We start from the raw sequence: 22,591 nt of genomic DNA on the forward strand, positions 1-22,591 counted from the left end.
AGCTAGCTGTACTCAGATAAACACCTCGGTATGCTGAAAGCAACCCAGCCGGGGAGGTGATTTAGATGACACTGCTGCAAGGTCCGCTGGCCGACCGCGACGCCTGGTCGGCGGTGGGCGAGTGCGCGATCGAAAAGACGATGGCGGTCGTCGGAACCAAATCCGCGATGCTGATCATGCGCGAGGCGTACTACGGCACGACGCGGTTCGACGACTTCGCCCGCCGGGTGGGCATCACCAAGGCCGCCACCTCGGCGCGGCTGGCCGAGCTGGTCGAGCTGGGGCTGCTACGGCGCCAGCCCTATCGGGAGCCCGGCCAGCGCAGCCGCGACGAGTATGTGCTCACCCAGGCGGGCATCGATTTCATGCCCGTGGTGTGGGCGATGTTCGAGTGGGGGAGGCATCACCTGCCGGGACGCCACCGGCTGCGGCTGACCCACCTGGGCTGCGGCGCGGAAGCGGGCGTCGAAATCCGATGCACCGAAGGGCATTTGGTGCCGCCCGACGAACTCGGCATGCGGCTGGCTAAGAGGTCTGATTGAGCGCGTCCAGCAGCCGGCGCGCCGCCGCGACCCGGCGGACGGCGGGCCCGCTCAGCGTGTCCAGCGCGCATTCCGGGTCGGCCGGCGGACCCATGTGCCCGCAGCCGCGCGGGCAGTCCTCGATGGCGTCGGCCAAATCCGAGAACGCCATCATGACGTCGTCGGGCTGGATGTGGGCCAGCCCGAAGGATCGGATGCCCGGCGTGTCGATCACCCAGCCCGAACGCCCCAGGGGGTCCCTCAAAGGGAAGGCGACCGATTGGGTGGAGGTGTGCCGCCCCCGGCCGATGTCGGTGACCTCGCCGACGGCGCGTTCGGCCTCGGGGACAAGGCGATTCACCAACGTCGACTTGCCGACGCCGGAATGCCCGAGCAGCACGGTGATCTTGCCGTCGAGCAGGTCCGCCACGGCGAGCAGGGGATCGTCGCGGCCCGCCGCGACCACCGTCAGGTCCAGATCGACGAACTGCTCCGCGAACGGCTCCGGTGGGGCGAGGTCGGTCTTGGTCAGGCACAGGATCGGCGTGAGGCCGCCGGCGTAGGCGGCGATCAGCGTCCGGTCCACCAGCCCGGTGCGGGGAGGCGGGTCGGCCAGCGCCACCACGATCAGCAGCTGGTCGGCGTTGGCGACCACCACCCGTTCGGTCGGATCGGTGTCATCGGCGGTGCGCCGCAACACCGTTCGGCGCTCACCTCGGCGCACGATGCGGGCCAACGTGTCCGGCCGCCCGGACAGATCGCCAACCACGTCGACGTCGTCGCCGACCACGATCGGCGTGCGGCCCAGCTCCCGGGCCCGCATGGCGGTGACCCGACGGTCGACGTCGCCGCCCAGCACGCACCCCCATCGGCCGCGGTCGACACTGACCACCATGGCGGCCTGGGCGTCGGCGTGCTCGGGGCGCGTCTTCGTCCGCGGCCGCGAACCCCGCCCCGAGCGGATCTTGACGTCGGACTCGTCGTAGTCGCCGGGCCTCACATGCCGTGCTCCAGCATCTGGGCCCACAGCCGCGGGAAGTCCGGCAGCGTCTTCGTCGTGGCGCCGATGTCGTCGACCTCGACGCCGGCCACCCGCAGCCCGACGATCGCGCCCGCCATCGCCATCCGATGGTCGGCGTACGCGCGCCAGACCCCGGGCCGCAGCGGTGCCGCGGTGATCACCAGGCCGTCGGGCGTTTCGGCGCAATCGCCGCCCAGGCGGTTGATCTCGGTGCTCAGCGCGGCCAGCCGGTCGGTCTCGTGGCCGCGCAGGTGGGCGATGCCGGACAGGCGGGACACCGAGCCCGGGGTGGCCAGCGCCGCCAGGGCGGCCACCGACGGTGTCAGCTCGCCGACGGCACGCAGGTCGACGTCAAAACCGCCGTAATCCCCGGAGCCGCGCGCCTCCAAAAACGAATCATGGTGATTGACAACGGCTTTCAGCTTGCCCAGCACCTCCAGGATATGGTCGGCGGGCTGCACGCTGTTCACCGGCCAGCCGGTGATGCGCACTGCGCCGCCGGTCACCACGGCCGCCGCCAGGAACGGAACGGCGTTGGTCAGGTCCGGCTCTACCTCCCAGTGCCGGGCCGCGACCGGCCCGGGTCGCACCGTCCAGGCGTTGGGGACGGAGTCGTCGACGTCGACGCCGGCCTGGCGCAGCATCACCACCGTCATCGCGATGTGCGGCGCCGATGGCAGCGCCGAACCGGTGTGTCGCACCGTCAGCCCCTCGTCGAAAGAGGCCGCGCACAACAGCAACCCGGAGACGAACTGCGAGGAGGCGGAGGCGTCGATCTCGACGGTGCCCCCCGTGATCGCACCGGTGCCCAGGACCCGGAACGGCAGCGAAGAGCCGTCGATCCGCACGCCCAGCCCGCGCAGCGCGTCGAGCAAGGGCACGATGGGCCGCGCCCTGGCCTGTTCGTCGCCGTCGAATTCGACGATCGATTCGGCAAGTGCCGCCAGCGGCGGGACGAACCGCAGCACCGTGCCCGCCAGGCCGCAGTCGACCTGGGCCATCGGCTCCGGCGACACGCGGCCGCTGACCGTCAACTCCGTCCCGTCGCCATCGACGTTCAAGCCCAGCGTGCGCAGCGCGCCGACCATCAGATCGGTGTCCCTGCTGCGCAGCGCCCCGCTGATGGTCGGGGCGCCCTGCCCCTGAGCGGCCGCCAGCGCCGCCAGCACCAGGGTCCGGTTGGTCTGCGACTTCGAACCGGGGACGGTCACGGTCGCGTGCACCGGTTGCGATGCCAGGGGGGCCGTCCACGTACTCACCGGTCCATCATCGCCTGTCACCAGTTTCGGGCACCATGGGATGCATGTGTGGACGGTTCGCGGTGACCACCGATCCGGCCCTGCTGGCCCAGAAGATCAAGGCGATCGACGAGGCCACCAGCGCCGAGGCCGATTCGAGCGCGCCCAACTACAACGTGGCCCCGACCTCGACGATCGCGACCGTGGTCAGCCGGCATTCCGAGCCCGAGGACGAGCCGACGCGGCGGGTGCGGCTGATGCGCTGGGGTCTGGTGCCGCCGTGGGCCAAGGCGGGCGCCGACGGCGCGCCCGACACCAAGGGGCCGATGCTGATCAACGCCCGCGCCGACAAGGTCACCAGCTCGCCCGCCTTCCGGACCAGCGCCAAGTCCAAGCGTTGCCTGATCCCGATGGACGGCTACTACGAATGGCAGGTCAATTCCGACGCCGCGGCCGGCAAGAAGTCCCGCAAGACACCGTTTTTCATGCATCGCGAGGACGGCGAGCCGCTGTTCATGGCGGGCCTGTGGTCGGTGTGGAAGCCCGCCAAGGACGCCTCGCCGCTGCTGAGCTGCACGATCATCACCACCGACGCGCCCGGGGAGCTCGCGCAGATCCACGATCGGATGCCGTTGGTGATGCCCGAGCGTGACTGGGACCGCTGGCTCGATCCCGACGCCCCGATCGACGAAAAACTGCTGGCCCGGGCGCCCGACATCCGCGCCATCCGCACCCGCGAGGTCTCGACGCTGGTCAACAACGTGCGCAACAACGGCCCGCAGCTACTCGAGCCGGCGGAGCTGGAGCCCGAGCAGGCGCGGCTTCTTTAGCGCGCCACTCACGCTGCCCCCGGATTGTCGGCATCTTCGTCGTCGTCTTCGTCGCGTAGCAGTTTTTCGGGGTGGTGGAAGGTGTTGGTGCGCGGTTGGCCGCGTTCGAGGTGGGGCGGGGATTTCCATTCGGTGTCGCCGTGTGCGTTTTTGCGGGTCGCCCAGCCGCCGGGTTGCAGCATGCGATGGTGGGGGCCGCAGGCGAAGGTCAGATCGTTGACGTCGGTGGTCTGGCACTTGCTGTAGTCGGTGACGTGGTGGACTTCGCAGTAGTAGCCCTTGACGTCGCAGCCCGGTGCGGTGCAGCCGCGGTCCTTGCCGTACAACACAATTCGCTGCCCCGGGGAGGCCAGCCGCTTGGTGTGGTAGAGCGCCAGGGCTTTGCCTTGGTCGAAGATGGCCAAGTAATGGTGGGCGTGGCGGCCCAGGCGGATCACGTCACTCATCGGCAGGATTGTGCCGCCGCCGGTCAGGCCGCGTCCGGCGGCGGCCTCGAGCTCGGCCAGGGTGGTGGTGACGATGATCGAGGCCGGCAGGCCGTTGTGTTGGCCGAGGTCTCCGGAGGCCAGCAGCGCACGCAGCGCGGCCAACAGGGCGTCGTGGTTGCGCTGGGCGGCCGAGCGGGGGTCGCGGTCGATGGCCTCTTGGCTGGGCGCACCGTCCACACACGGAACCTCATCGAAGGGGTTGCACATGCCCGGGGCGCCCAGCTTGGCCTCTACGGCTTCCATGGTGGCGCGCAGTTCCGGGGTGATCAGGCCGCGCAGTGCTGACATGCCGTCGGGTTGTTGGCGGCCCAGGGTCACGCCGCGGCTACGGGCGCGGTCGTCGTCGGTGAAGGTGCCGTCGGGGTTGAGGCAATCTTCTAGGGTGTGGCCCAAGCCGTCGAGTTCCTCAGGCCGGTGATACGCGGCGTGGCCGGCCAGGTCGGCTTCGACGCGTTCGCGGGTGGCCTGGTCGATCCAGCCGGGCAGGCGGCGATAGAACTTGCGGATCACCGCGACATGGCCGGCGCCCAAATCCCCCCGGCGCTGGGCGGCGGCGGTGGCGGCGAGTGTCGGCGGCAACTGTTCGCCGGTCAGGCCGTGGCGTGGACCCAGATCGGCGGCATCGTGCACGCGCCGAGAGGCTTCGGCGCGGCTGATTCGGGTCCGGTCGGCGATCGCGTGATCGAGTCTTCCGCCGAGTTCTTCGACGCTGGCTTGGCGCGCAAGGTGATTGATCAACTGATGCTCGGGGACCGGCAACCGGCGGCGCACCTTTTCGCAGCGTTCCAACAGCGCCAGGCACTCGCGCGGGGTCAACGCGTCAAAACACAGCGCACCCACACCCTCGGCCGCGGCATCGAGGGCGTCGAAGGCCGCGACGATCGCGTCCCGATCGGTGATGCCGCCCGAACTCATAGGAGCGAAACTATCGGCACCCACCGACAAAAAACCCGCATTGTGACCACTGAAACCACAGTGACACAAGGGATCTCGCTATATGCTTCCGATATCCGAAAACGCGTCGCGGGGCGGGAATGGCAGATGGCGCGCTCAGGCTGCCGCCCGCGCCGCGACCTAACCCCGCTGCGCCGCGAGCGCCACGGCGGTGGCCACCGCTTCCAGCAGCCGGCCAAGTTGCTCGGCGTCCCCCACATCGCGGTCACCGGCGGCCAGTCGGGTGAAGATGCCGGCGATGAACGTCGTGACGGCGGTGGTCTGCGCGGCCAGCAGTTCGGGGTCGCGGGTGTCCGGCTGAAGGTGCGCGATGGCGTCGCGGGCCATCGTGTTGATCCGCGCGACGAAAACCTGTGACGTTTCGGCCAAATCGGGATCGCGCGCGGCGCCGAGCAACAGTTCGTGGCGCGCTCTGTTGAGCATGAGCCCGGAACCGTCGGCCTGCATCATGGTGAGCCGGGCCAGGTGCGCGAACGGCGAGACCGGGTCGACCGGCTCGTCGATCACCGATTGCAAGTTGGCGACGTCGATTTCGGCCACGCGCTTGCCGACGCCGCGCAGCAGGGCCGCGCGCGTGCGGTAGTAGTACGACGTGGTGCCGTCGGGGACGCCTGCGCAGCGGTCCACCTGCCCATGTGTCAGTCCGCGCGATCCGTGCTCGGCGAGCACTCTTATCGCGGCGTCGCACAGGTCGCGGCGGCGCTCGTCGCCATCGCGTTTCCGGGATCGTGAGCTGGCTGCCATGGGTCAGCGAAGGACGGTGCCGCCGTCGACGTTGATGACCTGACCGTTGATCCACTCGCCCTCCGCGGACAGCAAAAAGGCGACCAGCGCGGCGACGTCGCCGGGATCGCCGACGCGCGGTCCGCGAATGCGCTTGAGCGCGCCGGCCTCCAGGTCCGGCCACTGCGGCACCGCGCGGATGGCCTCGGTCGCGGTGAAGCCGGGCGCGACCGCGTTGCATCGGATGTTGTCCTTGCCCCACCGCGACGCGACGTGTCGGGTCAGCGCGCCGATGCCGGCCTTCGCGGTGGCGTAGGCCGGACGCGCGGGCTCACCCTGGAACGCCGCCGCCGAGGACATGTTGACGATCGCCCCGCCGCCGCCCTCCAGCATTTTCGGGATGGCGTATTTCATCGCGGCCACATACCCGCGCAGGTTCACCGCCATCACCCGGTCCCAGACGCCGAAATCGATGTCCACCACGTCGGTGTCGGCCCGAATCGTGCTCATGTCGGCGCCCACGTTGAACAGCAGGTCCACGCCCCCGAAAGTGGTTGCGGCGGTGTCGATCAGCCCGGCGACCGACGCGGGATCCGCCAGGTCGAAGGCCTCGGATGCCGCCGTGCCGCCGGCCGCGCCGATGCGTTCGGCCGTCCGTCGCGCGGCGTCGGCGGCGACGTCGCCGATGACCACCCGGCAGCCTTCCGCGGCGAGACGGGCGGCCGTCGCCGCACCGATGCCCGTGGCGCCGCCGACCACGATCGCGACCTTGTCGGTCAGACCCTTTAATCCCATGGATATTGACTTTACCTCTAGAACTGTAGAGGATCGCCAGTCATGGCTGGAATTCATCGGGAGCGCCCCGGAGCCGGCGACCTGTCGGCGGCCACGGACACGCCCGCGCTGTCCCTGGGCGACGGCGTCTGGATGTCACCGGGCGTTTCCAACGCTTATGCCGTGGCCACCGACGAGGGGCGGGTCATCGTCAACAGCGGGCTGGTCTTCGAGGGGCCGTTGCACCGCAAGGCTTTTAACGACGTGGCCGGCCCGACGCGGGCCATCATCGTGACGCAGGGGCACGCCGACCATTGGGGCGGGGTGAACTCGCTGCGCGACGACGGCACCGACATCATCATGCACCGCAACTACCGGTATTGGCGCGACGACAACACGCTGCTCATGGGATATCGGGTGCCCAAGACGTCATTCGCCTTCCAGAAGTTCTCCGACGCCATGCTCGACCACTTCAAGACCCTCGACCCCGCGACCATCGACTTCTCGTTTCCCGAACCGACGACGACGTTCGACCAGCGCATGAGCATCACCGTCGGCGGGCGCGCCTTCGAGCTGGCGTGGACACCGGGTGGCGAGACCACCGACGCGCTGGTGGTGTGGCTGCCCGACGATCGAATCCTGTTCACCGGCAACCTGTTCGGTCCCTTGTTCGGGCACGTGCCGAACCTGATGACCATCCGCGGCGATCGCTATCGCGACCCGATCCTCTACATCGAGTCGTTGAACACCGTGCTCGAATTCGCGCCCCAGCGGCTGGTCACCGGCCACTTCGAGCCCATCGAGGGTGCCGATCGCATCGCGGAGGAGGTCACCGCGATGCGCGACGCCATGCAGGCCGTGCACGACCGCACGGCCGAACTGATGAATTCCGGTGCCGACGTCCATACCGCGATGCGCGAGGTCACGGTGCCCGAGCATCTCGACATCGGCGAGGGGTACGGCAAGACCTCGTGGAACGTGCGCGCGATCTGGGAGATGTACACCGGATGGTTCCGGCATCGCTCCACCACCGAACTGTACGGGGTGGCATCGGATTCCGTGGCGGCCGACGTGGTCAGCGCCGCCGGGGCCGACGCGCTCGTGGACGCGGCCCGCGCGCACATGGCCGCCGGGCGGCCCGTGCAGGCGATACACCTCACCGACCTGATCCTCACCGCCCAGCCGTTGCACGCCGCGGGCCGCGCGGTCGCCGCCGACGCCCACGAGGCCCTGTTGGCCGGCACCGGGAACTTCTGGGAAAAAGCCTGGCTCACCAAATCCATCGCTGAATTGAGGTCACCCGAATGAACACCGTCACGTTCGATTTCACCGGCGCCCACGTGCTGGTGACCGGCGGCACCAGCGGCATCGGCAACGCCATCGCCGCCGCATTCGCCGCGTCGGGTGCCGCCGTCACGGTGACCGGCACCCGCGGGTCGGCCGCCGACTATCCCGAGACCGACCTGAGCGCGTTCACCTACCGGCAGTGTCAGATTCAGGAGCCGGAATCGGTTGATACACTGGCTGATTCGCTGGACGCGTTGGACATCCTGGTCAACAACGCGGGCGGCCCCTATCCGGCGGGCGACGAATACGACCCGGACGGCTACGTCGCGTCGGTGACGCAAAACATGTTCGGCCCGATGCGGCTGACCATGCGCTGCCATGACCTTCTCACGTCCAGCCAGGCCCCCGGCGGGGCGAGCGTCGTCAGCGTCGTGTCGATGTCCGCGTTCCGCTCGGCGGTCTTCGTCCCCGGCTACGCCTCGTCGAAGATGGGCCTGATCGCGCTGACGATGAACCTCTCCCGCCGGTGGGCCGACGACGGGATCCGGGTCAACGCCGTCGCGCCCGGCCTCATCGATACCCGAATGACCCACCCCGCCATGGGAATTCCCGAGGTGATGGACGTCGAGATCGGCTTCCACACGCCACTCGGCCGGCCCGGCACCCCGCAGGACTGCGCCGGCGCGGCCTTGTTCCTGTGCACCGATGCCGCCTCGTACATCACCGGCACCACCATCGCCGTCGACGGCGGATACCTGACGGTCTAGAACCATGGGCGACTTCGATAGCATCACCTCCACCGACGACGTCTTCAAACTCGCCGCGCAACGCACCGGCCTGAGCGAAATCGATTCCGACTCTTGGCGAGACGGACTGGCCATCATGCTCGACGAGCTCAACAGCTCCCCGGCCTTCACGCCTTTCGGGCGCGAACGCGTCCTCGACGACGCCACCAATGCTTTAGGCCGGCGCATGCAGGTCCACGACTACATCAAGGCGCACCCCGAGGTGCTCGACACACCGGTCGAGCGGCCACTGATCGTGCTCGGCATGCCCCGCACCGGTACCACCGTGATCAGCTACCTGCTCGACCAGGACCCGGCCCGGCGGTCGCTGCTGCACTGGCAGTGCGTGCACCCGATCCCGCCGGCGCCCACCGAGATGCTGCGCACCGACCCGCGCTGCCTGGCCCTGCTGGAGGAGCAGCGCAAGATCCTCGAGCTGGTCACGCAGGCGAAAATGCCGCTGCCGCACTGGGAAGACGCCGACGGACCGACCGAGGACATGTTCATCCACAACCAGGACTTCAAAGGCCTGTCCTGGGACTCGTTCCTGCCGACGGACCGCTACGCGCGGTGGCTGTTCGACGAGACCGACATGACCAGCACCTACGAGTACCAGAAGCGCTACCTGCAGGTCCTGCAGTCCACCGCGCCGGGCAACTGGAGCCTGAAGATGCCGTCGCATTCGGTGCACATCGAGGCGTTGCTCAAGGTGTTTCCGGACGCCAGGCTGATCTGGGCGCACCGCGATCCGTACAAGGCGACCGGTTCGCTGTGCAACCTGTGGCGGCTGCCGCAGAGTTTGGTGATGAACATCGAGCTGCTCGATCAGACGGACATGGGCCGGCTCGCGGTGTGGCAGATGCACTACCACGTGGAGCGGCCACTGCGGGCTCGTGACCGCATCGGCGACGAGCGCTTCTTCCACATGTACTACCACGAGATGATGCGCGACCCGATGGACGTCATGCGGCGCATCTATCACTGGGCCGACGAACCGCTGCCCGCCGAAACTGAAGCGCGCATGCGCAATTGGCTTAAGCAGCACCCGCAGGACCGCTTCGCGCTCAACGCGTATCGCCTTGACGAATACGGCCTGACCGTCGAGCAACTCGAGCCCATCTTCGCCGAGTACCTCGATACCTTCGACATCGAATTGGAGGGCACGCCATGAACCCGGCGGACTGCTACCACACCGGCCTGGTGGTCGACGACATGACCGTCGCCGCGGAACGGCTCACCGCCGCGATGGGTTACCGGTGGACAAAACCGGTCGAGTCCACGTTGAGCGTCGCCACCGCCGACGGCGACATCGAAGTGCCGTTCAAGTTCGCGTACTCGGTGAACGCCCCGCATCTGGAAGTCATTCAGGCCGTGCCGGGCACGATCTGGACCCCACCGCCCGGCGGCGGCGCCCACCACCTCGGCTACTGGGCCGACGACATGGCCGCTGCCGCAGCGCAACTCGAGCGCAGCGGGTACCGGCTGGAGGCGCGGCCCAGCGGCGAAACACTGTCGATGTTCGCCTACTACCTCGACCCGGCCGGCGTCCGCATCGAGATCGTTGACCGGGCGTTGTTCCCCGACTGGCCCGGGTTTCTGCAATCGATGGCCGCGTGACCCTAAGCGTGAGGACTCTGCGATGAAAGCATCCGTGGTCACCGGCCCGGGCAAGGCCGAAGTGCTCGACACCGAGCGTCCCACCGTGGGCCCCAACGACGTCCTCGTGCGGATGCGCGCCTGCGGCATCTGCGGTTCGGACGCGTTCTACATCACCATCGGCGGCATCCCGCCGCGGCAGGGGCACACCCCGCTCGGGCACGAGCCCGCCGGGGAAGTCGCCGAGGTCGGCGCGCAGGTGACCGGGCTGGCCGTCGGCGACCACGTCGTCATCAACCCGATGGCGGCGCCCGGCGGCATCATCGGCAACGGCGGCGCCAGCGGCGCGCTCGCCGATTACCTGCTCATCGAAAACGCCGTTCGCGGAACGAGTCTTGAGGTCATCCCCGATCACATCCCGTGGGAGGTGGCCGCGCTCAACGAGCCGATGGCTGTCGCACGCCACGGCGCCAACCGCTGCCACCCCAAACCGACGGACAAGGTGGTGGTGTTCGGCGCCGGGCCGATAGGCCTGGGCGCCACGCTGGCCTTCAAATCCCTTGGCGTGAGCCACGTCGTCGTCGTGGACCTGCTCCCCGGCCGCCTGGACAAGGCGCTGCAGATCGGCGCCGACGCCGTCATCAATTCCGCCGAGGAGGACGTCGTGGCGCGGCTGATCGAACTGCACGGCGCGGGGGACTCCATGTTCCCCGGAAAGGCCGGCACGAACATCTATCTCGACGCGGCCGGTGTGCCCGCCGTCGTCAACACCGCGCTCGCCGCGGCGCAAAAGGGAGCCACCGTGGGCATCGTCGGCGTCCACAAGGAGCCGGTGCCCGTCGACCTGATCAACGTGATGAGCAACGAGATCACCCTCGTCGGAAGCATGGGCTATCCCGACGAAATCTTCGAAGTCACCCGCGATCTCGTGGCGAACTGGGAGAAATACGCGCTGATCGTCAGTCACACCATCGGATTCGGCAGCGTCGGCGAGGCGCTCGAACTGGCCCAGACGCCCGGCGCTGCGGACAAGGTCGTCGTCACGTTCGGCTGATGTCGGCGGTGACCGCGCCGGTGAGGCGGATCAGGTCCTGCGGCGCCACCGCGACGTCGTAGTGCCGTTTGCCGGCGCTGCACAGCACCCGATTCCAGCGCAGCGCGGAGGTGTCCAGCACCGTGCGCAGGCGCTTGCGCTGACCGAACGGCGAAATGCCGCCCACCACATAGCCGGTGGCCCGCTCGGCGGAAGCGGGCTCCGCCATGATGGCCTTGGCCACACCCAGCGCCGCGGCGACCGCCTTCAGCGACAACTGCCGTGGCACCGGCACGATCGCGACGGCCAGCTCGCCGGGCAGCGCGACGATCAGGGTCTTGAAAACCTGCTCCGGCGCGACGTCGGGCGATTCGGACAGGTCGGTGACCGCGTCGAAGTGCAAAACCTGGTGCGGCACACCGGCTTTCACCAATGCGGCGATGCCCGGAGTGGCGGCGGCCGTCCGGGACTTCAAGTTAAGGTCCCGAATATCCCGGCGGGTTGACGCCGTCGACCCAGAAGTCCACGCCCAGCTTGGAACCCGGCACGCAGTCGTACGTCGAGAGGTCGGAGACGCCGGATTCCACCAGCACGTCCTCGCACAGCAGCATGTTGCCGGTGTAGGACTTGGACGGTTTGTTCAGGACGACGTAGGCGGCGTCCGAGTACACCTCGGGCTTGCGGGCCCGGCCCATCGCCTCGTCACCGCCGAGCAGGTTCTGCACCGCGGCCGTGGCCACCAGCGTGCGCGGCCACAGCGTGTTCGACGCGATGCCCTCGTCCCGCATTTCTTCGGCGATACCCAGCGCGCACAGCGTCATGCCGAACTTGGCCATCATGTACGCCGTCGGCTTCAACCACTCCCGGCCCAGCAGCACCGGCGGCGACAGGGTCAGGATGTGCGGGTTCTCGCGGCCTTTGAGATGTGGGATGCAGGCCTGCGACACCGCGTACGTGCCCCGCACCTGGATGCCGTTCATCAGGTCGAACCGCTTCATCGGGACCTCGGTGATGGAACCGAGGTTGATCGCCGACGCGTTGTTGACGCAGATGTCGATGCCGCCGAACTGCTCGACGGTCTTGGCGACGGCGGCCTCGACCGAGTCGGGCTCGCGGACGTCCCCGACGATCGGCAGCGCCTGCCCGCCCGCCTCTTCGAGCTCCTTGGCCGCGGTGAACACCGTTCCCGGCAGCTTCGGGTGCGGCTCGGCGGTCTTGGCGATCAGGGCGATGTTGGCGCCGTCCTGCGCGGCGCGCTTGGCGATCGCCAGGCCGATGCCGCGGCTGGCGCCGGAGATGAACATGGTCTTGCCATTCAGGGACATGGCGTCACACTAACGCCACGCCGGAATCGGTCCGATCGGGGTCTACGTCGGGGAGCGGGCACCGATATCGCGGCCCGAATTCCACCCCGGAAATAGGCGGATCGCGCACGCCGTTGATCCAATTGGTTTTTTCGATGCGGTGGGTCACACCCGGGCGGACACTGTCGGGGTGAGCCTTTAGATTGGGAGGAGCAGCGTGGTGTCAACGGCGACGAGCCTGTTAGGCGAGGAGCGGTTGGCTGGCGTCCTTGCGAGTCCGGTGGCGCTTTCGGTGCTTTCCGGTAACACCGCAGCAGAAGGGACCGGGTTGATCGATATGGCCGATTCTCCAGATGGCCGCGATGGTGCGGCGGGGCCGTCCATCACCGAGCCCGCGGCGCCCGAAGAGACGGACGCGGAACTCACGGCGCGGTTCGAACGCGACGCGATTCCCCTGCTGGACCAGCTTTACGGCGGCGCGCTGCGCATGACGCGCAATCCCGCCGACGCCGAGGATCTGCTGCAAGAAACGATGGTGAAGGCCTACGCGGGCTTCCGCTCGTTTCGCGCCGGCACCAACCTCAAGGCGTGGCTGTACCGGATCCTGACCAACACCTACATCAACAGCTACCGCAAAAAGCAACGCCAGCCGGCGGAGTACCCGACCGAGGAGATCACCGACTGGCAGCTCGCCGCCAACGCCGAGCATTCCTCCACCGGGCTGCGTTCGGCCGAGGTCGAGGCGCTGGAGTCGCTGCCGGACTCCGAGATCAAGGACGCGCTGCAGGCTTTGCCGGAAGAATTCCGGATGGCGGTCTATTACGCCGACGTCGAGGGTTTTCCGTACAAGGAAATCGCCGAGATCATGGATACGCCCATCGGAACGGTAATGTCACGGCTGCACCGCGGCCGACGGCAACTGCGCGGCCTGTTGGCCGACGTTGCCAAGGAGCGGGGCTTCAACCGTGGCCAGCAGACGCACGAGGAGGTGTCGTCATGAGCGAGTTCGCCGGCCAGGGCGGTGCTTCGCCGGATGCCTGCCCCAACGACGAGTCTCACGGCAGCGTCGGCTGCGCGGAGGTGATCCGCCAGGTCTGGCTGCTGCTGGACGGGGAATGCGGCCCGGATACCCGCGAACAACTGCGCCAGCATCTCGAGGCGTGCCCCGGCTGCTTCAAGCACTACGGCCTCGAAGAGCGGATCAAGGCGTTGATCGCCACCAAGTGCAAAGGCGACAGGGCCCCGGAGGGCCTGCGCGAGCGGCTACGGCTCGAGATCCGGCGCACCACCATCATCCGGGGCACGCAGTAGCGTCCCTCAGGAATTAGGCCGCTTGCCGTGGTTGGCCTTGCTGTGCTTGCGGTCGCGCTTCTTACGGCCTCGTTTGGCCATGGGTCGAACCTCCGTTGATTGCTTGTCAAACCAGGCGCCTGGCGCCGGTTGGCTTGCCGTCCAGTCTCTCACGAGACGCGTCGCGCAGTGTCTTCGCCCTGGTGCGGCGCGCGTGAGGGCCCCTCGGGGGCCGCGCGGCGCGGCCCCGGCGGGCCCTGTGGTTCGATGTAGGCGAGCCTGATAGAACCTTGATGAATAGCAGCCAGCCTGCGCAGAGGCCGAAACGAGTGGGGTGAAGATGGCCGAGGATGTGCGCGCCGAGATCGTGGCCAGCGTGCTCGAAGTCGTTGTGAACGAGGGTGACCAGATCGGCAAAGGCGACATCGTGGTGCTGCTGGAGTCGATGAAGATGGAGATTCCCGTCCTCGCAGAGGTCGGTGGCACCGTCAGCAAGGTGAGCGTGTCGGTGGGCGACGTCATCCAGGCGGGCGACCTCATCGCGGTGATCAGCTAGCCGGTCAGGCCCCTTCGACCAGCCGCCGGGGAAACGACCCGGAAAGTGAGCGATGTCAACTCTCGGTGATCTGCTCGCCGAACACACCATGTTGCCGGGCAGCGCGGTCGACCATCTGCACGCGGTGGTCGGGGAGTGGCAGCTGCTGGCCGACCTGTCGTTCGCCGATTACCTGATGTGGGTGCGCCGTGACGACGGCGTGCTGGTGTGCGTGGCGCAATGCCGGCCCAACACCGCGCCCACGGTGCTACAGACCGACGCGGTAGGCACCGCCATCGCCTCCGACCGGCTCTCCCTCGTCGCCGACTCTTTTGCGTCGGGTACCGCCAAGCGGGATGACGTTGCGACCCAAGAGAATTCGTGGCTGCCGGGCACCCATGTCGAGGCGTCCCCGGTGCGGTACGGCGGCCAGGTGGTGGCGGTGCTCACCCACCACCAGACCGCGGTGGCCGCCGACCGTGCGTCCGGACAGCTGGAGATCGCCTACCGCCAGTGCGCCGGCGACCTCGTCCACATGCTCGCCGAGGGCAGCTTTCCCGACGCCGGTGACGTGGTGATGTCGCGCTCCACCCCACGGGTCGGCGACGGCTTCATCCGCCTCGACGTCAAGGGCGTCGTCGCCTACGCGAGCCCCAACGCGCTGTCGGCCTACCACCGCATGGGCCTGACCGCCGACCTGGAGGGTCACAACCTCATCGAGGTCACCCGCCCCTTGATCTCGGATCCATTCGAGGCGCAGGAAGTCGCCGAACACGTGCGGGATCTGGTGGCCGGCGGGCGCAGCATGCGCATGGAGGTCGACGCCGGGGGAGCCACCGTGTTGCTGCGCACGCTGCCGCTGGTGGTCGATGGCGCCAGCGCCGGTGCGGCGGTGCTGATCCGGGACGTCACCGAGGTCAAACGCCGCGACCGGGCCCTGATCTCCAAGGACGCCACCATCCGCGAAATCCACCACCGGGTGAAGAACAACCTGCAGACCGTCGCGGCGCTGTTGCGCCTGCAGGCCCGGCGCACGGCCAACGCCGAGGGCCGGGAGGCCCTGATCGAGTCGGTGCGCCGGGTTTCGTCGATCGCGTTGGTGCACGACGCGCTGTCGATGTCGGTGGACGAGCAGGTCAACCTCGACGAGGTCATCGACCGGATCCTGCCGATCATGAACGACGTGGCCTCGGTGGACCGGCCGATCCGCATCAACCGGGTCGGCGATCTGGGCGTGCTGGACTCCGACCGGGCGACCGCCCTGATCATGGTGATCACCGAACTGGTGCAAAACGCGATCGAGCACGCCTTCGATCCGGCGGTCGAGGAAGGCTCTGTGACGATCCGCGCCGAACGCTCCGCGCGCTGGCTCGACGTCGTGGTGCACGACGACGGCCGCGGGCTGCCGGACGGATTCAGCCTCGAGACCTCCGACAGCCTCGGATTGCAGATTGTGCGGACGCTGGTCTCCGCGGAGCTGGATGGCACGTTGGGCATGAGCCAGGCCGCGGCCCGTGGAACCGACGTGGTGTTGCGCGTCCCGATCGGTCGACGAACCCGAATGTTGTTGTAGGCGTGGGGGTATTTACGACGCGCCCACAACGCACCCCGCGGCCACTGGTGGCCGCGCCCACACGCAAGAGTGCGGCCCCGACAATCGTCGAGGCCGCACCGTTTTGCGTTATCTGGGTTATACCCCGCTGCGGGCTTTCGTCCGGGCGTTGCGACGCTTCAGCGCACGCCGCTCGTCTTCGCTCATGCCGCCCCAGACGCCCGAGTCCTGGCCCGTGTTCAGGGCCCAGCCGAGGCACTCTGTGGTCACCGAACACCGATTACAGACCAGTTTCGCGTCAGCGATCTGCGCGAGCGCCGGACCACTGTTCCCCACCGGGAAGAACAGCTCCGGGTCTTCGTCACGACAGACCGCCTTGTGGCGCCAATCCATACGTCTTTACTCCTTACTGAGTGCGCAGCAAGGCGCACGGCCATTTTCTTCGGCTGTTAAACGCGTGCAGAAGAAAAGGGGCCGCACCCCTACGTAAATTTCTGCATGCAACCTTTTGATCGTTTCACAGGCTCAACAGATGTCAATAGTGTGAGTTCGCTCGTGGGCTATCTCACTTTGATCATCTCGTAGTCAAGCCATTACTCCGTTGTACTACACTCACGGGCCACTCCCCGGTGTAGCTTTGTGTCGCGTTCGCCACAGCTCCCGCGTTGTCGCAGTTCAGCGGCGCCTTTGCTGGGGAGGGGCGACCACCGCCAGCGCGTCGGGGACCGACTTGAACGTCATGCTTTCGCGCACGCCGAGGTAGTCCCCGTCGAACTGGCAGGCGACGGCGCCGGCGGCGGAGGTAACTCGCACGCAGGGCAGGTCGTCCTCGGTGACGAGATGCTTGAAGTTGAACGTGGGCCGTTTGGCGAACATCTGCCGGACGATCCGCAGGGTCGGGATGGTCTTCAGGTTGGTCGGCGCGAACACCCCGAGTCCCGACTCGAAGCTACAGCCGGGGTTGGTCCATACCGGCCGCTCGTTGGCGAACGTCCAGGGGCTGGAGTTGGACACGAACGCGAAGCTCACCCCGGTGATGGGTTCGCGGCCGGGAAGTTCGAGGGTCAGCATCGGCTCGCGGCGGGTGTAGGCCCACACCGCCGGCACCGACGCGCGGATGTAACGCCACGCGGTGACCTTGCCGCCCTTGTTGCGTTCGGCCTCCACCGCGGCCACCACTTCGGCGTCGACGCCCATGCCGGTGTTGAACACGGCCCACCGCTCGCCGCAGTCGATCAGGCCGATGCGCCGCCACGTGCCGTGCCGCTGGTAGTCGTCGAGCAGTTGGATGAGCTGGTTGGTGGCCGCGACCGGATCAGGGGAGATGCCCAGCGATCGCGCCAGCACGTTCGCCGAACCGCCGGGCACCACCGCGACCGCCGGCACCGGGCCGGTCGGAAGCGTGCCCGGGCGACCGAGCAGGCCGTTGACCACCCCGCTGACCGTGCCGTCACCGCCGTGCACCACCACCAGGTCGACGCCGTCGGCGACGGCCTTCTGCGCGAGTTCGGTGCCATGCCCGCGGTGGTTGGTGTGTTCGACGGACAGCTGCAGCCGGCTCTTGAGGGCGTGGGCCAGCAGATCGCGACCGGCCGGAGTGGTGGAAGTCGCTGTGGGGTTGACGATCAGCACGGCCCGCATGAAGCACGAGCTTAGGCGGGCGGGTTAAGGCGGCGCTGTGGGGGAACCAGCGGGCGTCCTGACTACGCTGGCGCTGTGACGCCGCCAGCTGCCCCGACCGCCGTTCGCCGCGCCGGCGTCATCGTCGCTGCGCAGGGGGCCGTTGCGCTGATCGTGGCCGTCGTCTTGGTGGTGCGCGGGATCGCCGGGGTCGACCAGCATCTGGCCAACGGTCTGGCCACCGCCGGCTGGTTCGTCCTCGTCGGCGCCGCAGTGATCGCGGCGGGGCGCGCGCTGATGATCGGCAAGCGCTGGGGCCGCGGGCTGGCCGTGATCACCCAGCTGCTCTTGCTGCCGGTGGCTTGGTACCTCGCGGTCGGATCACACCAGCCGGGCTACGGGATCCCAACGGGTCTTGTCGCGCTGGTCGTGTTGGGGTTGCTGTTCAGCCCGGCCGCGGTGCGCTGGGCCGCGGGCGGTCAGGGCGACTCCGCCAGCCCCGCCAACCGCGGTCCGGACAGCCGGTAGGTGGTCCATTCGTTCTGCGGTTCCCCGCCGATCCCGTCGTAGAGCGTGATGGCGTCGGTGTTCCAGTTCAGCACCGCCCAGGACAACCGGGTGTAGCCCCGCTGCAGGCATTCGCCGGCCAGCGCCGCCAGCAGCGCCCGGGCCAGCCCGCGGCGGCGAAATCCCGGGCGCACGAACAGGTCTTCCAGATAGATGCCCGCCACGCCGTCCCAGGTGGAGAAGTTGACGAACCACAACGCCATCGCCGCGACCTCACCGTCCACCTCGGCCACGTGCCCGTGCACCGTGGGGCGGTCGCCGAAAAGCGCTGCGGCGATTTGTGTTTCGGTGACCGTGCACTGGTCGGAGGCGTGCTCGAATTCGGCCAGCGCGTGGATCATTTCGGTGATGGCGGCGACGTCGTGCGGCGCGGCGGGACGCATGTGTGTGGTCATCGTCGGACTTCTAGGGCGTTGAGTATCGTGGCGAATTTCGTTGTGGTCTCGGCGACTTCCTCGTCGGGATCGGACTCGGCGACGATACCGCCGCCGGCTCGCGCCAGCGCGCTGCGCCGGTCCGCCGACAGCTGCGCGCAGCGCAGCGACACCACCCAGCGGCCGTCGCCGCGGGCGTCGCACCAGCCCACCGCCCCCGCGTAGAACCCGCGGTCGCCCTCCAGCTCGCCGATGAGCTGGACCGCGGCCTTGGTCGGGACGCCTCCGACGGCCGGGGTGGGGTGCAGTGCCAAGGCCAAATCGATTGCGCTCGTTGAGGTATCGCGCAAACGTCCACTGATCGGAGTGCACAGATGCCAGACCGCCGCGGTGCGGCTCAGTCGCGGCTCGGCGGCGATCGACAGGTCGTCGCACAGCGGCTCCAGGCCCGCCCGGATGGCCTCGACCACCAGCTGATGCTCGTGCCGGTTCTTGGCCGAGGCGGCCAGCGCGGCGCCGTTGGCGGCATCGGTCTGCGGGTCGGCGGCGCGCGGGGCCGACCCGGCAAACGGCCGGCACTCGACGCGGACGCCGTTGCGGGCCACCAGGAGTTCGGGGCTGGCGCCCACCAACGCCGTGCCGGCGTAGTCGTCGCCGGCGGCGCTCAGGTCGACGAGGTAGCCGTAGGCGGTCGGATCCGCGGACACGAGCCGGCGCAGGACGGCCCGCGCGTCCATGGGGGCGTCGGCCACCAGCTCCAAGGCGCGGGCCAAGACCACCTTGTGCAGTGGGTTGTCGGTGGCGGCGAGGTGATCGCGGGCGCGGCGGACCCGGTCGCGGTAGTCATCCGGCGGCGGCAGGGCCGCGGCCACCCGCACCGGCGGCAGCGCGCCGGACGGCCAGTCGGGGAGGCCCTCGGTGACGTTGACCGCGTGCGGCGTCAGCAACGCGGCCGGACTGCCGACATCAAAAGGCAACGCGCCCAACACGATCGGCGCCTCCTGAGATCGCAGCGCCGCCTGCGCCGCGCCCACGTCGCCGTAGCGCCGCAACACCCCGTCGGCGATCAGGGTTTGAGTCGGCCCGCACAGGGCGAACGGCGGTTCGCTGTTCAGATGCTCGACTCCTCCTCGCGCCGTACGGCGCGCATCGTCGTCTTCGACGTTCACTGACCCGTCAACCCGAGCGCCCGCAGCTGCCGCACCCCGTGCTCGAACCCGCAGACCGCGATCGAGGCGGTGATCATGCCGAAGCGGCTGCCCTCGACCAGCGGCAGTTCGACCCAGCGGGTGATCACCGCGCGGGAGAAGTGGCCGTGGCTGACGAACACCACGTCGCGCGACTCCATGTGCCGCAGCGCCGTCGTGACGGCGGCGTCGGCGCGCGCGCTGACCTGCGCGACGCTCTCACCGCCCGGGCATCCGTGCGTCCACACCAGCCAGTCGGGCACCGACTCCCGGATCTGTTCGGTGGTCAGGCCCTCATACGAGCCGTAGTCCCACTCCGCGAGCTCTTCGGTCACCTCGTCGACGGACAGCCCGGCCAACTCGGCGGTGACCAGCGAGCGTCGCCGCGGGCTGCTGATCACCAGCGGGTCAACGAGTTTGAGTTCGCCCAGCACCCCGGCGGCCAGCTGGGCCTGTTCGCGGCCGGCGTCGGTCAACTCGACTTCGGTGCCGCCGGTGTGCTGGCCCGATTTCGACCACTCGGTCTCGCCGTGGCGCAGCAGCACCAAACGGTGGTTGTGCAAGCCCATACCGAACGATTCTGCCGGACGACATGCGGTGGTTGCTGGGCCCGAGCACATGGCGGGCGAACATGCCAGGATGGCACTGTGAACGCGCGGCGATGCGGAGGGGCGGGCGGCTGGTGAGTAGGACCCGAGTATTGGCGGTGGCCAACCAGAAGGGCGGTGTCGCCAAGACGACCACGGTCGCGTCGCTGGGGGCGGCGTTGGTGGACGAGAAGAAACGGGTGCTGCTGGTCGACCTCGACCCGCAGGGCTGCCTGACTTTCTCGCTGGGCCAAGACCCCGACAAACTCCCGGTGTCCGTGCACGAGGTGTTGCTCGGTGAGGTCGAGCCCAACGCCGCGCTGGTCGAGACGGCGGAGGGAATGACGCTGCTGCCGGCCAACATTGACCTCGCGGGCGCCGAGGCGATGCTGCTGATGCGGGCGGGCCGCGAATACGCGCTCAAGCGCGCGCTGGCCAAACTCGGCGACCGGTTCGACGTGGTGATCATCGACTGCCCGCCGTCGCTGGGCGTGCTGACCCTCAACGGGCTGACCGCCGCCGACGAGGTCATCGTGCCGCTGCAGTGCGAGACCCTCGCGCACCGGGGCGTCGGCCAGTTCTTGCGTACCGTGGCCGATGTCCAGCAGATCACCAATCCGGAGCTGCGCCTGCTCGGCGCCTTGCCGACGCTGTACGACTCGCGCACCACCCACACCCGCGACGTGCTGCTCGACGTCGCCGACCGCTACAGCCTGCCGGTGCTGGCCCCGCCGATTCCGCGGACGGTGCGCTTCGCCGAGGCCAGCGCCTCGGGTTCGTCGGTGATGGCGGGCCGCAAGAACAAGGGCGCGTCGGCCTACGGCGAGCTGGCGACGGCGCTGCTCAAGCACTGGAAGAACGGCAAGCCGCTGCCGACGTTCGCGGTCGAGGTCTAGCGGCGACCGCCATAGCGGCGACCGCCGGCCCAGCGGCATTGAGTGTGAACTGGCGGCTTTGAGTGTGCGCTGGCGGCTGGCCGGATCGGCGTGTCGCCGCCGCAGGTTCACACCGAAAGCCAACGATTCACACTCGATGGGCCAGGGCAGACGAAGACGTGCGAAGGCGGGCGAAGACGCCGCGGCCCGCCAGCCACTCAGCCCAGAGCGACCACGGTGTCGCCGCGCTGCTCGATCACCCGTGATCCGGACACGGCCGGGATCACCGGCGCCCCGGGTGGCGGGAGGCTCCCCGCCCGGTCCACCGGAATGTAGCGCTCGCCGGCGCCGCTGACCGGGTCGTAGACGCCGATCGCACCGGTGACCGGCACCAGCAGCCGGCCCGCCATCATCACGCCGGGCCCCAGCGGCGCCGTCTTGTCGCCCGCGGCGATGGTGTAGCGCAGCGCCATGGTGTTCACGTCGAAGACCATCAGCGAATCGCCGGTCCACCAGGTCATCAGGCTGCCGGCGTGCGAGACCGCCGCCGCGCGCGACGGCGGCTTGGGCAGCAGGGTGCTCGCCACGGTGGTGCCGGTTTCGTCGATCACATCCACCCGGGGCTGGGGGGCGGGCAGGTATACCGCGGTGGTGGTGTCGCGGACGGCCAGCACGCGGGCGCCCGAATCCGGTGCCACCCCCAGTTCGGCCACGACGTGTTGCTGGGGTTCGTCGTCGTCCTTGCCGGGCCGCAGCAGCACCAGGCGCAGATCGGCCTGGTTCGCGCAGCTCTCCAGCACCGAGACCGCCGACGAGCTGGCCGCGGCCGAGGTCAGCTTGCAGCCGGAGTGCAGCCCCCGTGACGACGGTTTCACGCGGGCGTCGGTCTCCCCGTAGGCCACCATGCGGACCATGTCCGAGCGCCACAGCTCGAGGTGCGTGTCACCGAAGGACAACACCGTCATACCGTCGGAGGAGAGCCGCACCCGCGGGTCCGCGTAGCCGCTGCGGGCGGGACCGCGGCGGCCGGTGGAGCCGTCCAGGGTGCTCACCTGGCCACAGCCGCGGTCGTCGCGGTAGACCCCGACGGCGTAGCGGTACAGCCACGAGACTCCACACAGGGCGGTATCGCGGGCGTAGCTCCAGCGGGACTGACCCGTGCCGGCGTCGCGCCCGTCGAAGCGGACGCCCGCGCCGGTGACGACCACCCCGCCCACCACCACCGGCTCGGTGGTGGCTGGACTGGCGGCGGTCCACAGTTGTTTCAGGCCGGCCGGCACCTGACGTGCCGGGCTCGGATTGGGCGCCGGAACGTCGGCCGGCCGGCTGCTGGTTGCCCGCGCGTCGCTGGTCCACCAGATCAGGGCCGCGGCGACGGCGACGGCGACCGCGATGGCCGCCGCGGCCATGATGTCGCGCTTGGTCCGGCGCTCGGGTCTGACCATGCGTG

The 22,591-nt window shown here is 68.8% G+C and carries 27 protein-coding genes; 13 read left to right on the top strand and 14 right to left on the bottom strand.

Annotated features, from left to right (window positions below):
- The first annotated feature begins 65 nt into the window (after positions 1-65).
- Positions 66-542: a winged helix-turn-helix transcriptional regulator gene (locus tag ACZ50Z_RS00490; protein ID WP_464481783.1), complete on the top strand. Its 477-nt coding sequence runs from the start codon at positions 66-68 to the stop codon at positions 540-542.
- Here ACZ50Z_RS00490 and rsgA read toward each other — a convergent pair.
- Both rsgA and aroA read right to left on the bottom strand, forming a co-directional pair.
- Positions 526-1,521 (bottom strand): ribosome small subunit-dependent GTPase A, encoded by a 996-nt coding sequence (gene rsgA / locus ACZ50Z_RS00495; RefSeq protein WP_464481784.1) that lies wholly within the window; start codon positions 1,519-1,521, stop codon positions 526-528. The two genes, ACZ50Z_RS00490 and rsgA, sit on opposite strands and share 17 nt — an antisense overlap.
- Positions 1,518-2,801, bottom strand: a complete 1,284-nt coding sequence (gene aroA / locus ACZ50Z_RS00500) for a 3-phosphoshikimate 1-carboxyvinyltransferase (RefSeq protein ID WP_464481785.1) — start codon at positions 2,799-2,801, stop codon at positions 1,518-1,520. The genes rsgA and aroA overlap by 4 nt, the downstream gene beginning before the upstream one ends.
- A 44-nt stretch (positions 2,802-2,845) precedes the next feature.
- Between aroA and ACZ50Z_RS00505 the strand changes: the two genes are divergently transcribed.
- Positions 2,846-3,610, top strand: coding sequence for an SOS response-associated peptidase (locus ACZ50Z_RS00505; RefSeq protein WP_464481786.1), 765 nt, complete (start codon positions 2,846-2,848; stop codon positions 3,608-3,610).
- Positions 3,611-3,618: 8 nt separating this feature from the next.
- Here ACZ50Z_RS00505 and ACZ50Z_RS00510 read toward each other — a convergent pair whose 3' ends face one another.
- From ACZ50Z_RS00510 to ACZ50Z_RS00520, 3 genes are all read right to left on the bottom strand, one after another.
- Complete coding sequence (locus ACZ50Z_RS00510) at positions 3,619-5,013, bottom strand: HNH endonuclease signature motif containing protein (protein ID WP_464481787.1); 1,395 nt, start codon at positions 5,011-5,013, stop codon at positions 3,619-3,621.
- Between the two features lie 159 nt (positions 5,014-5,172).
- The gene (locus ACZ50Z_RS00515; RefSeq protein ID WP_464481788.1) at positions 5,173-5,796 is read right to left on the bottom strand and encodes a TetR/AcrR family transcriptional regulator; all 624 of its coding nucleotides are present in this window, start codon (positions 5,794-5,796) and stop codon (positions 5,173-5,175) included.
- A 3-nt stretch (positions 5,797-5,799) separates the two neighbouring features.
- Positions 5,800-6,570 carry an SDR family NAD(P)-dependent oxidoreductase gene (locus ACZ50Z_RS00520; protein ID WP_464481789.1) on the bottom strand — a complete coding sequence of 257 codons (771 nt, stop codon included), beginning with the start codon at positions 6,568-6,570 and terminating at the stop codon, positions 5,800-5,802.
- A gap of 42 nt (positions 6,571-6,612) precedes the next feature.
- Here ACZ50Z_RS00520 and ACZ50Z_RS00525 point away from each other — a divergent pair, with 42 nt between their 5' ends.
- The 5 genes from ACZ50Z_RS00525 to ACZ50Z_RS00545 are packed head-to-tail and all read left to right on the top strand — an operon-like array spanning position 6,613 to position 11,271.
- Positions 6,613-7,857, top strand: a complete 1,245-nt coding sequence (locus ACZ50Z_RS00525; protein ID WP_464481790.1) for an alkyl sulfatase dimerization domain-containing protein — start codon at positions 6,613-6,615, stop codon at positions 7,855-7,857.
- Positions 7,854-8,603: an SDR family NAD(P)-dependent oxidoreductase gene (locus ACZ50Z_RS00530; RefSeq protein ID WP_464481791.1), complete on the top strand. Its 750-nt coding sequence runs from the start codon at positions 7,854-7,856 to the stop codon at positions 8,601-8,603. Before ACZ50Z_RS00525 ends, ACZ50Z_RS00530 begins: the two co-directional genes overlap by 4 nt.
- 4 nt (positions 8,604-8,607) lie before the next feature.
- On the top strand, positions 8,608-9,792 hold the full coding sequence (locus tag ACZ50Z_RS00535; protein WP_464481792.1) for a sulfotransferase family protein: 1,185 nt from the start codon (positions 8,608-8,610) through the stop codon (positions 9,790-9,792).
- A complete protein-coding gene (locus ACZ50Z_RS00540; protein ID WP_464481793.1) occupies positions 9,789-10,238 on the top strand; it encodes a VOC family protein in 450 nt (149 codons plus the stop codon). The genes ACZ50Z_RS00535 and ACZ50Z_RS00540 overlap by 4 nt, the downstream gene beginning before the upstream one ends.
- 22 nt (positions 10,239-10,260) lie before the next feature.
- The gene (locus ACZ50Z_RS00545; protein WP_464481794.1) at positions 10,261-11,271 is read left to right on the top strand and encodes a zinc-dependent alcohol dehydrogenase; all 1,011 of its coding nucleotides are present in this window, start codon (positions 10,261-10,263) and stop codon (positions 11,269-11,271) included.
- On the opposite strand, the gene ACZ50Z_RS00550 is transcribed toward ACZ50Z_RS00545, so the two are convergent.
- Together ACZ50Z_RS00550 and ACZ50Z_RS00555 are read right to left on the bottom strand one after the other, a co-directional pair.
- Complete coding sequence (locus ACZ50Z_RS00550; RefSeq protein WP_464481795.1) at positions 11,258-11,725, bottom strand: aminoacyl-tRNA deacylase; 468 nt, start codon at positions 11,723-11,725, stop codon at positions 11,258-11,260. The two genes, ACZ50Z_RS00545 and ACZ50Z_RS00550, sit on opposite strands and share 14 nt — an antisense overlap.
- 1 nt (position 11,726) lies before the next feature.
- Positions 11,727-12,575 carry an SDR family oxidoreductase gene (locus ACZ50Z_RS00555; protein WP_464481796.1) on the bottom strand — a complete coding sequence of 283 codons (849 nt, stop codon included), beginning with the start codon at positions 12,573-12,575 and terminating at the stop codon, positions 11,727-11,729.
- A gap of 316 nt (positions 12,576-12,891) precedes the next feature.
- Here ACZ50Z_RS00555 and ACZ50Z_RS00560 point away from each other — a divergent pair, with 316 nt between their 5' ends.
- Together ACZ50Z_RS00560 and rsrA are read left to right on the top strand one after the other, a co-directional pair.
- Positions 12,892-13,554, top strand: a complete 663-nt coding sequence (locus ACZ50Z_RS00560; RefSeq protein WP_464486022.1) for a sigma-70 family RNA polymerase sigma factor — start codon at positions 12,892-12,894, stop codon at positions 13,552-13,554.
- Complete coding sequence (rsrA, locus tag ACZ50Z_RS00565) at positions 13,551-13,865, top strand: mycothiol system anti-sigma-R factor (RefSeq protein WP_464481797.1); 315 nt, start codon at positions 13,551-13,553, stop codon at positions 13,863-13,865. The genes ACZ50Z_RS00560 and rsrA overlap by 4 nt, the downstream gene beginning before the upstream one ends.
- Before the next feature lie 6 nt (positions 13,866-13,871).
- On the opposite strand, the gene ACZ50Z_RS00570 is transcribed toward rsrA, so the two are convergent.
- Positions 13,872-13,946 (bottom strand): 50S ribosomal protein bL37, encoded by a 75-nt coding sequence (locus ACZ50Z_RS00570; protein WP_085976515.1) that lies wholly within the window; start codon positions 13,944-13,946, stop codon positions 13,872-13,874.
- Positions 13,947-14,184: 238 nt separating this feature from the next.
- Between ACZ50Z_RS00570 and ACZ50Z_RS00575 the strand changes: the two genes are divergently transcribed.
- Positions 14,185-14,400, top strand: a complete 216-nt coding sequence (locus ACZ50Z_RS00575) for a biotin/lipoyl-binding carrier protein (RefSeq protein ID WP_007773063.1) — start codon at positions 14,185-14,187, stop codon at positions 14,398-14,400.
- 52 nt (positions 14,401-14,452) lie between these two features.
- Positions 14,453-15,952, top strand: a complete 1,500-nt coding sequence (locus tag ACZ50Z_RS00580) for a sensor histidine kinase (RefSeq protein WP_464481798.1) — start codon at positions 14,453-14,455, stop codon at positions 15,950-15,952.
- A 117-nt stretch (positions 15,953-16,069) separates the two neighbouring features.
- On the opposite strand, the gene whiB1 is transcribed toward ACZ50Z_RS00580, so the two are convergent.
- Positions 16,070-16,324, bottom strand: coding sequence for a transcriptional regulator WhiB1 (gene whiB1 / locus ACZ50Z_RS00585; protein ID WP_036467351.1), 255 nt, complete (start codon positions 16,322-16,324; stop codon positions 16,070-16,072).
- Between the two features lie 282 nt (positions 16,325-16,606).
- Positions 16,607-17,572, bottom strand: a complete 966-nt coding sequence (locus ACZ50Z_RS00590; RefSeq protein ID WP_464481799.1) for a diacylglycerol/lipid kinase family protein — start codon at positions 17,570-17,572, stop codon at positions 16,607-16,609.
- A 75-nt stretch (positions 17,573-17,647) separates the two neighbouring features.
- Here ACZ50Z_RS00590 and ACZ50Z_RS00595 point away from each other — a divergent pair, with 75 nt between their 5' ends.
- Entirely contained in the window at positions 17,648-18,079 is a 432-nt protein-coding gene (locus ACZ50Z_RS00595; RefSeq protein ID WP_464481800.1) for a hypothetical protein, read from the top strand.
- Here ACZ50Z_RS00595 and ACZ50Z_RS00600 read toward each other — a convergent pair.
- The 3 genes from ACZ50Z_RS00600 to ACZ50Z_RS00610 are packed head-to-tail and all read right to left on the bottom strand — an operon-like array spanning position 18,031 to position 20,248.
- Positions 18,031-18,513 carry an N-acetyltransferase family protein gene (locus tag ACZ50Z_RS00600; RefSeq protein WP_464481801.1) on the bottom strand — a complete coding sequence of 161 codons (483 nt, stop codon included), beginning with the start codon at positions 18,511-18,513 and terminating at the stop codon, positions 18,031-18,033. The two genes, ACZ50Z_RS00595 and ACZ50Z_RS00600, sit on opposite strands and share 49 nt — an antisense overlap.
- The gene (locus ACZ50Z_RS00605; protein WP_464486023.1) at positions 18,510-19,607 is read right to left on the bottom strand and encodes an isochorismate synthase; all 1,098 of its coding nucleotides are present in this window, start codon (positions 19,605-19,607) and stop codon (positions 18,510-18,512) included. Before ACZ50Z_RS00605 ends, ACZ50Z_RS00600 begins: the two co-directional genes overlap by 4 nt.
- Positions 19,608-19,657: 50 nt before the next feature.
- The gene (locus ACZ50Z_RS00610; RefSeq protein ID WP_464481802.1) at positions 19,658-20,248 is read right to left on the bottom strand and encodes an acid phosphatase; all 591 of its coding nucleotides are present in this window, start codon (positions 20,246-20,248) and stop codon (positions 19,658-19,660) included.
- Positions 20,249-20,361: 113 nt separating this feature from the next.
- On the opposite strand from ACZ50Z_RS00610, the gene ACZ50Z_RS00615 reads away from it, so the two are divergent.
- Positions 20,362-21,162: a ParA family protein gene (locus ACZ50Z_RS00615; RefSeq protein WP_464481803.1), complete on the top strand. Its 801-nt coding sequence runs from the start codon at positions 20,362-20,364 to the stop codon at positions 21,160-21,162.
- Between the two features lie 197 nt (positions 21,163-21,359).
- On the opposite strand, the gene ACZ50Z_RS00620 is transcribed toward ACZ50Z_RS00615, so the two are convergent.
- A complete protein-coding gene (locus tag ACZ50Z_RS00620) occupies positions 21,360-22,586 on the bottom strand; it encodes an Rv3212 family protein (protein WP_464481804.1) in 1,227 nt (408 codons plus the stop codon).
- Positions 22,587-22,591: the final 5 nt, after the last annotated feature.

Source organism: Mycobacterium sp. NTMscope_MAC_269 (genome assembly GCF_976985695.1).